Annotated in this window: 12 protein-coding genes; 7 read left to right on the forward strand and 5 right to left on the reverse strand. The window is 68.0% G+C overall.

Annotated features, from left to right (window positions below; all coding sequences use genetic code 11):
- Positions 1–75: 75 nt before the first annotated feature.
- The 3 genes from acnD to prpB form a co-directional block, all read right to left on the reverse strand.
- Entirely contained in the window at positions 76–2,691 is a 2,616-nt protein-coding gene (acnD, locus tag ABE473_RS16000; RefSeq protein WP_346490186.1) for a Fe/S-dependent 2-methylisocitrate dehydratase AcnD, read from the reverse strand.
- Between the two features lie 139 nt (positions 2,692–2,830).
- Positions 2,831–3,988 carry a 2-methylcitrate synthase gene (gene prpC / locus ABE473_RS16005; RefSeq protein ID WP_346490187.1) on the reverse strand — a complete coding sequence of 386 codons (1,158 nt, stop codon included), beginning with the start codon at positions 3,986–3,988 and terminating at the stop codon, positions 2,831–2,833.
- Between the two features lie 27 nt (positions 3,989–4,015).
- Complete coding sequence (gene prpB, locus ABE473_RS16010) at positions 4,016–4,906, reverse strand: methylisocitrate lyase (protein ID WP_176990577.1); 891 nt, start codon at positions 4,904–4,906, stop codon at positions 4,016–4,018.
- A gap of 157 nt (positions 4,907–5,063) precedes the next feature.
- On the opposite strand from prpB, the gene prpR reads away from it, so the two are divergent.
- The gene (prpR, locus tag ABE473_RS16015) at positions 5,064–6,686 is read left to right on the forward strand and encodes a propionate catabolism operon regulatory protein PrpR (protein WP_346490188.1); all 1,623 of its coding nucleotides are present in this window, start codon (positions 5,064–5,066) and stop codon (positions 6,684–6,686) included.
- On the opposite strand, the gene pdxH is transcribed toward prpR, so the two are convergent.
- Positions 6,687–7,286, reverse strand: coding sequence for a pyridoxamine 5'-phosphate oxidase (gene pdxH, locus ABE473_RS16020; protein ID WP_346490189.1), 600 nt, complete (start codon positions 7,284–7,286; stop codon positions 6,687–6,689).
- A 41-nt stretch (positions 7,287–7,327) separates the two neighbouring features.
- On the opposite strand from pdxH, the gene ABE473_RS16025 reads away from it, so the two are divergent.
- Positions 7,328–8,155, forward strand: a complete 828-nt coding sequence (locus ABE473_RS16025) for a kinase (RefSeq protein ID WP_346490190.1) — start codon at positions 7,328–7,330, stop codon at positions 8,153–8,155.
- A gap of 26 nt (positions 8,156–8,181) precedes the next feature.
- Here the strand turns inward: ABE473_RS16025 and ABE473_RS16030 are convergent, their stop codons facing one another.
- Positions 8,182–8,385: a dodecin family protein gene (locus ABE473_RS16030; protein WP_121038908.1), complete on the reverse strand. Its 204-nt coding sequence runs from the start codon at positions 8,383–8,385 to the stop codon at positions 8,182–8,184.
- 95 nt (positions 8,386–8,480) lie between these two features.
- Between ABE473_RS16030 and ABE473_RS16035 the strand changes: the two genes are divergently transcribed.
- The 5 genes from ABE473_RS16035 (at position 8,481) to mdtD (ending at position 13,281) form a co-directional block, all read left to right on the forward strand.
- Positions 8,481–9,023, forward strand: coding sequence for a shikimate kinase (locus ABE473_RS16035; protein WP_179460337.1), 543 nt, complete (start codon positions 8,481–8,483; stop codon positions 9,021–9,023).
- Positions 9,020–10,129, forward strand: a complete 1,110-nt coding sequence (gene aroB, locus ABE473_RS16040) for a 3-dehydroquinate synthase (RefSeq protein WP_346490191.1) — start codon at positions 9,020–9,022, stop codon at positions 10,127–10,129. The genes ABE473_RS16035 and aroB overlap by 4 nt, the downstream gene beginning before the upstream one ends.
- 71 nt (positions 10,130–10,200) lie before the next feature.
- On the forward strand, positions 10,201–10,452 hold the full coding sequence (locus ABE473_RS16045) for a WGR domain-containing protein (protein WP_346478769.1): 252 nt from the start codon (positions 10,201–10,203) through the stop codon (positions 10,450–10,452).
- 61 nt (positions 10,453–10,513) lie between these two features.
- Complete coding sequence (gene hemE, locus ABE473_RS16050) at positions 10,514–11,587, forward strand: uroporphyrinogen decarboxylase (RefSeq protein WP_346490192.1); 1,074 nt, start codon at positions 10,514–10,516, stop codon at positions 11,585–11,587.
- 290 nt (positions 11,588–11,877) lie between these two features.
- Positions 11,878–13,281 carry a multidrug transporter subunit MdtD gene (gene mdtD, locus ABE473_RS16055; protein WP_346490193.1) on the forward strand — a complete coding sequence of 468 codons (1,404 nt, stop codon included), beginning with the start codon at positions 11,878–11,880 and terminating at the stop codon, positions 13,279–13,281.
- Positions 13,282–13,318: the final 37 nt, after the last annotated feature.

The following is a 13,318-nucleotide window of genomic DNA, read 5'->3' on the forward strand; positions in this document are numbered from 1 at the left end:
TGTCGCACCTACGCGCCGATGGCCCCATGCCAGCGACGCGCCAGGCCCGCACCTCGCGGCGGGCCTGGCATACCGTCACATCACCTGCGCCGATTCCAGGAAGTCCTGGGCGAACCGCTGCAGCACGCCGCCGGCCTCGTAGATCGACACCTCTTCGGCGGTATCCAGGCGGCAGGTGACCGGCACCCGCAGCTGTTCACCGTTGCGGCGGTGGACGACCAGGGTCAGCTCGGCGCGCGGCACGCGGTCGCCGAGCACATCGAAGGTTTCAGAGCCGTCGATGCCCAGCGTCCTGCGGTTGACGCCTTCCTTGAACTCCAGCGGCAGCACGCCCATGCCGATCAGGTTGGTACGGTGGATGCGCTCGAAGCCTTCGGCGGCGATCGCCTCCACGCCGGCCAGGCGCACGCCCTTGGCGGCCCAGTCACGCGAGCTGCCCTGGCCGTAGTCGGCACCGGCGATGATGATCAGCGGCTGCTTGCGCGACATGTAGGTTTCGATCGCTTCCCACATGCGGGTGACCTGGCCTTCCGGCTCCACGCGCGCCAGCGAACCCTGCGTGACCTGGCCGTCGATCACGGCCATTTCATTGATCAGCTTCGGGTTGGCGAAGGTGGCACGCTGCGCGGTGAGGTGATCGCCGCGGTGGGTCGCGTAGGAATTGAAGTCTTCCTCGGGCAGGCCCATCTTCGCCAGGTACTCGCCGGCCGCGCTGCTGGCCATGATCGCGTTGGACGGCGACAGATGGTCGGTGGTGATGTTGTCGCCGAGCACCGCCAGCGGTCGCATGCCGGTCAGGCTGCGCGCACCGGCCAACGCGCCTTCCCAGTACGGCGGGCGGCGGATGTAGGTGCTCTGCGGGCGCCAGTCGTACAGCGGGCTGATCGGGGCGCCGTGTTCCACCTTGAAGGTGAACATCGGGTCGTAGACCTTGCGGAACTGCTCGGGCTTGACGCAGGCCTTGACCACCGCGTCGATCTCGGCATCGCTCGGCCACAGGTCCTTCAGCGTGATCGGGTTGCCGTCGGCGTCATGGCCGAGCGCGTCCTTCTCGATATCGAAGCGCACCGTACCGGCGATCGCGTACGCCACCACCAGGGGCGGCGAGGCCAAGAAGGCCTGCTTGGCGTACGGGTGGATGCGGCCATCGAAGTTGCGGTTGCCCGAGAGCACGGCGGTGGCATACAGGTCGCGGTCGATCACTTCCTGCTGGATCTTCGGGTCCAACGCGCCACTCATGCCGTTGCAGGTGGTGCACGCGAAGGCGACGATGCCAAAGCCCATCTGTTCCAGCTCGGTCAGCAGGCCGGCTTCTTCCAGATACAGCTGCACGGCCTTGGACCCCGGCGCCAGCGAGCTCTTCACCCACGGCTTGCGGGTCAAGCCGGCACGGTTGGCATTGCGCGCCAGCAATGCCGCGGAGATCACGTTGCGCGGGTTGCTGGTGTTGGTGCAGCTGGTGATCGCGGCAATGATCACCGCGCCATCGGGCATCAGGCCGTCGGCCTGTTCCAGCTTGCCCGAGGCCAGCTTGCCTTCATCGGCGATGCCGCGGGCGGCCAGGTCGGTGGTCGCCACGCGCTTGTGCGGGTTGGACGGGCCGGCCATGTTGCGCACCACGGTGGACAGGTCGAACTGCAGCACGCGCTCGTACTGCGCGGTGACCAGATCGTCGGCCCACAGGCCGGTGGCCTTGGCGTAGGTTTCCACCAGCGCGACCTGGGCATCTTCGCGGCCGGTCAGGCGCAGGTAGTCCAGGGTCTGCTGGTCGATGTAGAACATCGCCGCGGTGGCACCGAACTCCGGCGTCATGTTGGAGATGGTGGCGCGGTCACCGATGGTCAGCGCGTTGGCGCCCTCCCCGTAGAACTCGATCCACGCACCGACCACGCGCTCCCTGCGCAGGAACTCGGTCAGCGCCAGCACCACGTCGGTGCAGGTGATGCCGGGCTGCGGGCGGCCGGTCAGCTCCACGCCGATGATGTCGGGCAGGCGCATCCAGGAGGCACGGCCGAGCATCACGCTCTCTGCTTCCAGGCCGCCCACGCCGATCGCGATCACGCCCAGCGCGTCCACGTGCGGGGTGTGGCTGTCGGTGCCCACGCAGGTATCCGGGAAGGCCACGCCATCGCGCACCTGCACGACCGGCGACATCTTCTCCAGGTTGATCTGGTGCATGATCCCGTTGCCCGGCGGGATCACGTCGACGTTCTTGAACGCCTTCTTGGTCCAGTTGATGAAGTGGAAGCGGTCTTCATTGCGACGGTCCTCGACGGCGCGGTTCTTCTCGAACGCAGCCTTGTCGAAGCCGGGGAATTCCACCGCCAGCGAGTGATCGACGATCAGCTGGGTCGGGACCACCGGATTGATCTGCGCCGGATCACCGCCGGCATCGGCGATGGCATCGCGCAGGCCGGCCAGATCGACCAGGGCGGTCTGGCCGAGAATGTCATGACAGACCACGCGGGCCGGGAACCACGGGAAATCCAGGTCCTGGCGGCGTTCGATCAGCTGGCGCAGCGAGGCCTCCAGCGTGGCCGGATCGCAGCGGCGCACCAGGTTTTCGGCCAGCACGCGCGAGGTATACGGCAGCGTGGCATAGGCACCGGGCTGCAACGCGTCGACGGCGGCACGGGTATCGAAATAGTCCAGCGCGGTGCCGGGGAGGTTCTTGCGGTACTGAGTATTCATGGCTGGCGATAGCTGCTTGTTGGCGGGCCGGGGCGTCGTGACACCGGCGAAGAAGGAGTAGCGACGCCGCAACGGAGCAGACCGGCATCGCGCCGGCCTGTTCCGCAAAGCACCCGCGAACGGGTGCGGTACGTCTGTCTTACTTGCGCTGGTCGATCGGCACGAAGGCCTGGTCTTCCGGGCCGGTGTAGTTCGCGCTCGGGCGGATGATCTTGCCGTCGATGCGCTGCTCGATGATGTGCGCGCTCCAACCGGAGGTGCGGGCAATCACGAACAACGGGGTGAACATCGCCGTCGGCACGCCCATCATGTGGTAGCTGACCGCGCTGAACCAGTCCAGGTTCGGGAACATCTTCTTGATGTCCCACATCACCGATTCCAGACGCTCGGCGATGTCGTACATCTTGACGTTCTGTTGCTCGGCGGACAGGTCGCGCGCCACGTCCTTGATGATGTTGTTGCGCGGATCGCTGACGGTGTAGACCGGGTGGCCGAAACCGATCACGACTTCCTTGCGCTCGACGCGGGCCTTGATATCGGCTTCGGCGTCGTCCGGGCTGTCGTAGCGCTTCTGCACTTCGAAGGCCACTTCATTGGCGCCGCCGTGCTTGGGACCGCGCAGCGCACCGATGCCGCCGGTGATCGCGCTGTACATGTCACTGCCGGTGCCGGCGATGACACGGCAGGCGAAGGTCGAGGCGTTGAACTCGTGCTCGGCGTACAGGATCAGCGAGGTGTGCATCGCCTTGACCCACGAATCCTGCGGCTTCTCGCCGTGCAGCAGGTGCAGGAAGTGGCCACCGATGGAGTCATCGTCGGTTTCCACGTCGATCGCGCGGCCGTTGTGGCTCCAGTGGTACCAGTACAGCAGCATCGAACCCAGGCAGGCCATCAGCTTGTCGGCGATGTCGCGCGCGCCCGGATGGTTGTGGTCGTCCTTCTCCGGCGACACGCAGCCGAGTACGGACACGCCGGTGCGCATCACGTCCATCGGGTGCGCGGACGGCGGCAGTTCTTCCAGCGCGGCCTTGACCGCGGCCGGGATGCCACGCAGCGACTTCAGCTTGGTCTTGTAGGCGACCAGTTCGGCACGCGTCGGCAGCTTGCCGTGGACCAGCAGATGCGCGATTTCCTCGAACTCGCTGGTGTTGGCCAGATCGGCGATGTCATACCCGCGGTAATGCAGGTCGTTGCCGCTGCGGCCGACGGTGCACAGCGCGGTGTTGCCGGCGGCGGTGCCCGACAGGGCGACGGATTTCTTCGGCTTGAAGCCGGGGGCGGTAGTGGTGTCGCTCATGATCCCTCCAGAAAACAGTGTGCGGTCTTACTTCTTGGCGGCGAACAACGCATCGAGCTGCTGCTCGAAGGCGTGGTAACCGATACGGTCATAGAGTTCCTCGCGGGTCTGCATCGCCTCCACCACATTACGCTGGTGGCCCTCGCGGCGGATGGTCTCATACACGTTCTCTGCCGCCTTGTTGGCAGCGCGGAACGCGGACAGCGGGAACAGCTGGATGGCGACGCCGGCCGAGGCCAGCTCATCGCGGCTGAACAGCGGCGTGGCGCCGAACTCGGTGATGTTGGCCAGCACCGGCACCTTCACCGCATCGACGAAGCGGCGGTAGGTCTCCAGATCGTAGGCCGCCTCGGCGAAGATGCCATCGGCACCGGCCTCGACGCAGGCGATGGCGCGTTCGATCGCGGCCTCCACGCCATCGACCTGGATGGCATCGGTGCGCGCGATCAGGAAGAAGTCCGGATCGGTCTTCGCATCGGCGGCGGCCTTGACCCGGTCCACCATCTCCCCCTGCGACACGATCTCCTTGCCCGGGCGGTGACCGCAGCGCTTGGCGCCGACCTGGTCTTCGATATGGCAGGCAGCCGCGCCTGCCTTGATCAGCGACTTGACCGTGCGGGCGATGTTGAATGCGCTGGGACCGAAACCGGTGTCGATATCCACCATCAGCGGCAGGTCGCACACATCGGTGATGCGGCGCACGTCGATCAGCACGTCTTCCAGGGTGTTGATGCCCAGGTCCGGCAGGCCCAGCGAGCCGGCCGCGACGCCGCCGCCGGAGAGGTAGATCGCCCGGTAGCCGGCGCGCTTGGCCAGCAGCGCGTGGTTGGCGTTGATCGCACCGATCACCTGCAACGGCGATTCGGCGGCCAGTGCGGCGCGGAAACGGGCGCCAGCGGAAGAAACGGGGGTGCTCATGCGGCATTCCATCGTGATTGACCGGTTGATAAGCGCAAGGGCCGTGCCAGATGGCAAGTGTCTGATTTCATTGATGCAGCGAGGTGGCTGCGATGTTTCACCTTGAAACATTGAAACATCTGTAACATGGCTGCAACTGAAACATTGAAACACGACCATGTCGATCAGCCTGCCCCGCCACCGCGCCCGCCTGTCCGATCCCGATGCCGGCCAGCTGCCGGTGATCTGGACCGTCAGCGTGTCGCGCCTGACCGGCCTGCTGGGGGATGTGATCCCCGAGTTCGACCGCCGCGCCCGCATCGTGCCGATCAACCTCGGTTTCGAGGAGGCAGTGGATGTCATCGGCCAGCGCCTGCGCCGCGAACACTGCGATGTGGTGATTGCCGGTGGCTCGAACGCGGCCTACCTGCGCAGCCGGCTGGAAGTACCGCTGGTCCCGATCCAGGCCAATGGCTTCGACCTGATGGAAGCGCTGGCGCGCGCGCGCCGGATCGCGCCGCGGATCGGCCTGGTCACGCACGCCACCGACGTGCCGACGTTCGGCAGCTTCCAGCACAGCTTCGGGCTGGATATCGAGCACCGCCGCTTCGTCACCCGCGAGGATGCGCGCGACTGCATCGCCGACCTGCGCGCCAACGGCATCGAGGTGATCGTCGGCACCGGCATGGCGATCGACCATGCCGAACAGGTCGGGCTGCCTGGCGTGCTGCTGTACTCGGCCGATTCGGTGCGACAGGCGTTCGAACACGCACTGGAGCTGACCCAGACCCTGGCGCGCTCCGGTGCGCCGTCACCGCGGCGGCGCACACCGGCCAGGCCACGCGATGCTGATCACGCCCTGCTCGGCGACAGCGCGCCGATCCAGCAGGTGCGCGGGCACATCGCGCTGTATGCACCTTACGACAGCACGGTGCTGGTGACCGGCGCCACCGGTACCGGAAAGGAACTGGTGGCGCGGCAACTGCACGCCGCCAGCGGTCGACGCGGCCGCTTCGTCGCGCTGAACTGCGGGGCGATCAGCGAGTCGCTGCTGGAGGCCGAGCTGTTCGGCTACAACGAAGGTGCGTTCACCGGCGCGCGGCGCGGCGGTCGTGTCGGTCTGGTCGAAGCTGCCGAGGGCGGCACCCTGTTCCTCGATGAAATCGGCGAACTGCCGCTGCCGTTGCAGACCCGGCTGCTGCGGGTACTGGAAGAGCGCGAAGTGCTGCGCGTCGGCGCCACCGAGCCGACGCCGGTGGACGTACGCGTGGTCGCGGCCACGTTGCAGACACTGGAATCGCTGGTGGACACACAACGCTTCCGCCGCGATCTGTACTACCGCCTGGCCGCGCTGCGCATCGCGCTGCCGACGCTGCACGAACGGCGCGAGGATGTCCCCTTGCTGGTAAGCCATTTCTTCCGGCAGCTCGCGGGTACGGACGCACCGTTGTCCGCCGAGGCGATGGCGCGACTGCACGACTACGCGTGGCCGGGCAACGTGCGTGAGCTGCGCAACATGGTCGACCGCCTGCGCATCCACTGGCAGCAACAGCCGGGCGAGCTGACGTTGCCGCAGATGCTGCACTGGTTGCCGGAGCTGCACGCGGCGCAGCGGCCACTGGCGGTTCCAGGCGCCGGCGCCCCGGCAGCCCTCACCGCTGCCTCGGCGGCGCGGCCGGATGCGGCCGCGCTGCGGCGACTGCTGGCCGACTGCGGCGGCAACCGCGAGCAGGCGTGTGCGCAGCTGGGCGTATCGCGGACGACGCTGTGGCGGTGGCTGCGCGAGCTTCCGCCGGCCTGATTACGGGAACAACATCCGCTTGCTCCACTGCCCGTCCACACCGGTCTCATAGCACCAGCGCTCGTGCAGGCGGAACTGCGCGCCGTACCAGAACTCGATCCGCTGCGGCACCACGCGCAGGCCGCTCCAGCCTTCCGGACGCGGCACGTCGCGGCCTTCGAAACTGGCCTCGGTGGCCGCCACACGCGCGTCGAATTCTTCGCGCGAGGCCAGCGTCTTCGATTGCAGTGACGCCCACGCGCCGATCTGGCTCATGCGCGGGCGCGAGGCGAAGTACGCATCGGCCTCGGCGTCGCTGACCTTCTCCACCCCGCCTTCGATCCGCACCTGGATGCCGGCTTCGCGCAGGCTGCGCCACAGGAACAGCAGCGCGGCGCGTGGATTGGCCTGCAGTTCACGCCCCTTGTGGCTGTCCAGGTGTGTGTAGAAGACGAACCCGCGTTCGTCGAAGGCCTTCAGCAACACGGTCCTCGCGGAGGGCTGGCCGCTAGGGTCGGCCGTGGCCACCGTCATCGCATTCGGTTCGACTTCGCGGCTTGCCTTGGCTTCTTCGAACAGCCCGGCAAAGGTGGACAACGCTTCGGCATACAGATCGGTCATGGCGGTTTTCTTGTCACGCGGTTTGGGTTTATTGTCGCTGCATGCCTGCACCTGCGTACATGCCCCCGACGAAAGGTTTTCCGGATGCACTGGTGGCACAGGCGCTGGACGACGCACTGAGCTGCGCCGCGGCCATCCCAGTATTGGCGATCAGCGGCCTGCAGGGGAGCGGCAAATCGACGCTGGCCGCGCAGGTTGTGGCACTCGCGGAATCGCGCGGCCTGCACGCGGCGATGCTTTCCATCGATGATGTCTACCTGACCCGCGCCCAGCGCCAGCGCCTGGCGCGGCAGGTGCACCCGCTGCTGCTGACCCGCGGCCCGCCGGGCACCCACGATCTGGCTCTGGCCCATGCCACCCTGGACGCGGTCGCGGCCGGCGGCCCGGTCGCCCTGCCCCGTTTCGACAAACTGGCCGACGAGCGCCAGCCCGAAAAGGACTGGCCGCGCATCGACCGCCCGCTCGACCTGCTGGTGTTCGAAGGCTGGTTCCTCGGCACGCCGGCACAGGACGAGGCCGACCTGGATCCTCCCCTCAACGCACTTGAACGCGACGCCGATGCCGATGGCCGCTGGCGCCGCTGGTGCAATCACGCGCTCGCGCAGGACTACCCCGCGCTGTGGCAGCGTTGCGACCTGCTGTGGTTCCTGCAGCCGCCGGACTTCTCGGTGATCCCGCGCTGGCGCTGGCAGCAGGAGCAGAACCTGCAGGCCGCCCAACCCGATCGCAGCAGCATGAGCCGCGCCCAGCTGGAGCGCTTCGTGCAGTACTACGAACGGGTCAGCCGGCAGGCGCTGCGTACCTTGCCGGCGCTGGCCGACACGGTGATCGTGCTAGACGAACAGCGCCGGATCGTCGCGCCGCGCTGACGGCGGCAGCGAGGGAAACGCAGTGATCAGCCGACCAGGAAGGTCACCCGCAGATTCACCCGCCACTCGGTGATGTTGCCCTCGCCATCGGTGACGACCTTGGTTTCATTGATCCAGGCGCCCTGGATGCCTTTGACCGTCTCGGACACCTTCTTCAGGCCGCTGCGCACCGCGTCCTCGACGCTGGTTTTGGAGGAGGCGTTGATCTCGATGATTTTGGCTACGGACATGGGTCGCTCCAGTGGCGCGCGGAACAGTCCGCGCCGTCCCACCATGGGGGCCGGCGCGTAAAGGCGGTGGCACGGAGATGTTAGGATCGAGGGTAATGAATCCCGCTCCGAACCTCATCCTGATTGGCCCGATGGGCGCCGGCAAAACCTGCATCGGGCGTCGGCTGGCCGAGCGCTTCACGCTGGACTTCGTGGATGCCGACCAGGCCATCGTGGACAGCACCGGGGCCAGCATTCCGGCGATCTTCGAGCACTCCGGGGAAGCCGGCTTCCGCCAGCACGAGCGCCAGGTCCTGCACGCGCTGCTGGACGGGCACGGCCAACTGGTCTCCACCGGCGGTGGTGCCGTGCTGGACCCGGACAACCGCGCGGCGATCGCCCGGCGCGGTTTCGTGGTCTACCTGCGGGTCAGCGTGCCGGCCCAGCTCGAGCGGCTGGCCCGCGACCGCGGCCGCCCGCTGCTGCAGCGCCCGGACCGCGAGCAGGTCCTGCACGAGATGGCCGCTGCCCGCGACCCGCTCTACCAGGGCCTGGCCGATCTCACCCTGGATACCGATCTCTACACGCCCGCCGAGGCCACCGCGCAGCTGGTGCTGCGCCTGGCCGCGCAGTGGCAGCGACAGGAAACACCCGAATGACCGCCTCCCCGCGTACCGTTGCCGTCAGCGGCGACACCCCCTACACCATCCACATCGGCCCGGGCCTGCTCGGCCAGGGCGAGCTGCTGGCCCGCCACGTGCGCGGCCGCCATGTGCTGCTGCTCAGCGATTCGTCGGTCGCCCCGCTGTATCTGGCCGGGGTGAAGTCGGCGCTGCTGTCCGTGCGCCCGGATCTGCTGATCGGTGAGCTGGTCCTTCCCGCCGGCGAGGCCTCCAAGACGCTGGCCCACTTCGGCGACGCGATCACCGCGCTGGCCGCCCTCGGCGCCACCCGCGATGCCTGCGTGATGGCCCTCGGTGGCGGCGTTGCCGGCGACCTGGCCGGCTTCGCAGCCGCCTGCTGGATGCGCGGCGTGGACTGCGTGCAGTTGCCGACCTCACTGCTGGCGATGGTCGACTCCTCGGTCGGCGGCAAGACCGCAGTGGACATTCCCGAAGGCAAGAACCTGGTCGGTGCGTTCCACCCGCCGCGTGCCGTGATCGCCGATACCGCCGCGCTGCGCACCCTGCCGCCGCGCGAGCTGCGTGCCGGCCTGGCCGAGGTGATCAAGTACGGCGCGATCCGCGACCCGTTGTTCTTCCGGTGGCTGCAGGCCGAACACACCGCGCTGCTGGCGGGTGATGACACGGCGCTGGCCCAGGCGATCGCGCGCAGCTGCGAGCACAAGGCCGAGATCGTCGCGCGCGATCCGCTGGAAAAAGGCGAGCGCGCCCTGCTCAACCTTGGCCACACCTTCGGCCACGCGATCGAGACCGAACAGGGCTACGGCGCACCGGGCAACGACAACCTCAACCACGGTGAAGCCGTCGCGGTCGGCATGGTGCTGGCCGCACGCCTGTCCGCGCAGCTGGGCATGAGCGCGGACGCCGACACCGCGCAGCTGCGCGACCTGCTGCTACGCTACGAACTGCCGGTCGCCATTCCCACCGGCCTGCAGCCCGAAGCGCTGCTGGCCCGGATGCGGCTGGACAAGAAAAACGTCGCCGGCCGGCTCCGCCTGGTGCTGTGGCGTGGCATCGGCCGCGCGGAGGTCGTCGCCGACGTCGACGAGGCCGACGTCCTGCGCGTGCTCGCCGCCGGCTGAGCCTGCGACCTTACGCCGCACCCGCGCCGTCGCTGACGGCCGCGTCCGGCGTTCACGGCTACAATCGGGGCATGCGCGTCTTCCTGCACCAACACGCCCGCGGTGCCGATCCGGCCCGCTATCTCCAGCTCACCCTGCAACCGGACCTGTTCGGGGGCTGGGAGCTGCTGCACGAGTCCGGCCCGATCGGCGGGCGCGGGCAACTGCGCCGCGAGCTGTACCTGCAGGAAGACCTGGCGCTGGCTGCATTCGAGAAAGCGCGCGACGCACACCTGCATCGCGGCTACGACGTGACCTACACCAGCGGCGATGCGCCGCCCTGAGCGGCCACCGCCGCCACACCCCCCTCCGGCCCTGCGCCACCAGATCCCAAGGAAGCGTTCCGTGACCAGCCCCTCCCGCCATGATCGCCTGCTGCGCGCCCTGCGCCGCGAACCGGTGGACTGCACCCCCGTCTGGCTGATGCGCCAGGCCGGCCGTTACCTGCCCGAGTACCGCGCCACCCGCGCCAAGGCCGGCAGCTTCCTGGCCATGGCCAAGAACCCGGACATCGCCTGCGAAGTCACCCTGCAGCCGCTGCGCCGCTTCGACCTCGACGCCGCGATCCTGTTCTCGGACATCCTCACCATCCCCGACGCGATGGGCCTGGAGCTGTACTTCGTCGAAGGCGAAGGCCCGAAGTTCCGCCATCCGGTGCGCGACGCGGCTGCCATCGCCAGGCTGGCCGTGCCGGACATGGAAACCGAACTGCGCTACGTGATGGATGCCGTCCGCGTGATCCGCCGCGAACTCGACGGCAGCGTGCCCCTGATCGGCTTCTCCGGCAGCCCGTGGACGCTGGCCTGCTACATGGTCGAAGGTGGCGGCAGCAAGGACTTCGCCCGCATCAAGGCGATGGCCCTGAACGAACCGGCCGCCCTGCACCAGCTGCTCTCGGTCGTCACCGACGCGGTGATCGCCTACCTCGCCGCCCAGCGCGCGGCCGGCGCCCAGGTCCTGCAGGTCTTCGACACCTGGGGTGGCGTCCTCAGCCCCTCCATGTACCGCGAATTCTCCCTGCGCTACCTGACCCGCATCGCGCAGGAACTCGAGCGCGGCGAAGGCGCCGAGCGCACCCCGCTGATCCTGTTCGGCAAAGGCACCGGCCTGCACCTCGGCGCCCTGGCGGACACCGGCGCCGACGCCCTCGGCGTCGACTGGACCCTCGACCTCGCCGACGCCGTCGCGCGCACCGGCGGCCGCGTCGCCCTGCAGGGCAACCTCGATCCCACCACCCTGTACGGCAACCCCGCTGCCATCGAACGCGCCGCCGGGCAGGTGCTCGACAGCTACGCCCAAGGCAACGGCGGCTCCCGCGAAGGCCACGTCTTCAACCTGGGCCACGGCATGTCTCCCGACATGAACCCCGAGCACGTGCAGGTCCTGGTGGAAGCAGTGCATCGCTTGAGCCGACGCTGATCGGCGTCGGCAGGTAGCCGGCCAGCGGCCGGCACTACCCGGGCATGACCGACGCAGGCGTTCTGCATCCAGAAACGCCTGCGCTCGTGTGCACCCTCGAGACGGACGGAGCACGCCGTCCGCAGCTGATCGGCCCCGATCATTGCCGCGCTGCGCGCGGCCATCCACGCATGGCGTGGATCTACCCATGGCATTCCCGGCATCACGTTTTCGGCTTCGGCTTCGGCTCTTGACCACACCCTGATCCCACATCGGCGATCATATCGACCTCGTTGACGAAGGCCCGCACCATGACCACCAGCAGCTACGCCTCGATCCGGCCCCTGTTGTGGCTCGTATCGCTGGCCATCTTCATGCAGATGCTGGACTCCACCATCGTCAACACCGCCCTCCCGGCCATGGCCCGCAGCCTCGGCGAAAGCCCCCTGCAGATGCAGTCCGTCGTCTTCAGCTACGCCCTTGCCGTCGCCACCTTCATCCCTGCCTCCGGCTGGATCGCCGACCGCTTCGGCACACGACGCACCTTCCTCGTCGCCATCATCCTGTTCACCCTCGGCTCGCTCGCCTGCGCCCTCGCCCAGACCCTGCACCAGCTGGTCGGCGCCCGCGTCCTGCAGGGCATCGGCGGCGCCATGCTGCTGCCGGTCGGCCGCCTCGCCGTCATGCGCTCTGTCTCCCGCGAAGAATTCCTCCGCGCCATGAGCTTCATCGCCATCCCCGCCCTGATCGGCCCGCTCATCGGGCCCACGCTCGGCGGCTGGCTGGTCGAAGTCGCCTCCTGGCACTGGGTGTTCCTGATCAACCTCCCGATCGGCATCATCGGCTACGTCGCGGCCATGAAAATCATGCCCGACCACTACGCCGAACACCGCACCCGCTTCGACATCGCCGGCTATCTGATGCTCGCCTTCGGCATGGTCGTGCTCTCGCTCGCGCTGGACGGCATCTCCGGCATGGCCACCCCCCATGCCCTGGTCATGCTGATGACCGTCGCCGGCCTCGCCGCCCTGGTCGGCTATTGGCTGCACGCCGCCAACTCGACGGCGCCGCTGTTCTCGCTCGCCCTCTTCCACGTCCCCAGCTACCGCATCGGCATTCTCGGCAACCTGTTCTCGCGCATCGGCAGCAGCGCCATGCCCCTGCTCATCCCACTGCTGCTGCAGGTCGGCATGGGCATGAGCCCGATGAACGCCGGCCTGTTGATGATCCCCGTGGCAGCCGCCGGCATGGTTTCCAAACGCTACGCGGTCAAACTGGTCGAACGCTTCGGCTATCGCCGCGTGCTGATGGTCAATACCGTGCTGGTCGGTCTGGCGATGGCGAGCTTCATCTTCATGACACCGGGGCAGCCCCTGTGGATCCGCATCGTCCAGTTGGCGCTGTTCGGGGCCGTCAACTCGTTGCAGTTCACCGTCATGAACACCGTCACCCTGCGCGATCTCGAGCGCGACTTCGCCAGCGCCGGCAACAGCCTGCTGTCGATGGTGATGATGCTCGCCACCGGGTTCGGTGCGGCCGCCGCCGGCAGCCTGCTGGCCGCCTTCAATCACCTCGATGCTTCGCACGGCGCCACCGCCGCGCTGCACGCGACCTTCGTCTGTGTCGGCGCCATCACCCTGACCTCCACGCTGATCTTCTGGCAGCTGCCCGATACGCGGCCCTCGCCGCGCGACGTCGAAGAGGTCGCCGAGTAACCGCGGGGAGACGGGGTCACCCTCAGCGGAGCAACGG

It is taken from the genome of Stenotrophomonas sp. TWI700, from assembly GCF_039673645.1.
Lineage (GTDB): Bacteria > Pseudomonadota > Gammaproteobacteria > Xanthomonadales > Xanthomonadaceae > Stenotrophomonas > Stenotrophomonas maltophilia_AA.

What these genes read in the sequence shown, in the direction of transcription:
- ABE473_RS16035 (WP_179460337.1), top strand. Translation starts at nt 8,481, where the DNA reads ATGAATCCCGCTCCGAACCTCATCCTGATTGGCCCGATGGGCGCCGGC.
- prpB (WP_176990577.1), bottom strand. Translation starts at nt 4,906, where the DNA reads ATGAGCACCCCCGTTTCTTCCGCTGGCGCCCGTTTCCGCGCCGCACTG.
- ABE473_RS16025 (WP_346490190.1), top strand. Translation starts at nt 7,328, where the DNA reads ATGCCTGCACCTGCGTACATGCCCCCGACGAAAGGTTTTCCGGATGCA.
- mdtD (WP_346490193.1), top strand. Translation starts at nt 11,878, where the DNA reads ATGACCACCAGCAGCTACGCCTCGATCCGGCCCCTGTTGTGGCTCGTA.
- ABE473_RS16030 (WP_121038908.1), bottom strand. Translation starts at nt 8,385, where the DNA reads ATGTCCGTAGCCAAAATCATCGAGATCAACGCCTCCTCCAAAACCAGC.
- acnD (WP_346490186.1), bottom strand. Translation starts at nt 2,691, where the DNA reads ATGAATACTCAGTACCGCAAGAACCTCCCCGGCACCGCGCTGGACTAT.
- prpC (WP_346490187.1), bottom strand. Translation starts at nt 3,988, where the DNA reads ATGAGCGACACCACTACCGCCCCCGGCTTCAAGCCGAAGAAATCCGTC.
- prpR (WP_346490188.1), top strand. Translation starts at nt 5,064, where the DNA reads ATGTCGATCAGCCTGCCCCGCCACCGCGCCCGCCTGTCCGATCCCGAT.
- ABE473_RS16045 (WP_346478769.1), top strand. Translation starts at nt 10,201, where the DNA reads ATGCGCGTCTTCCTGCACCAACACGCCCGCGGTGCCGATCCGGCCCGC.
- pdxH (WP_346490189.1), bottom strand. Translation starts at nt 7,286, where the DNA reads ATGACCGATCTGTATGCCGAAGCGTTGTCCACCTTTGCCGGGCTGTTC.
- aroB (WP_346490191.1), top strand. Translation starts at nt 9,020, where the DNA reads ATGACCGCCTCCCCGCGTACCGTTGCCGTCAGCGGCGACACCCCCTAC.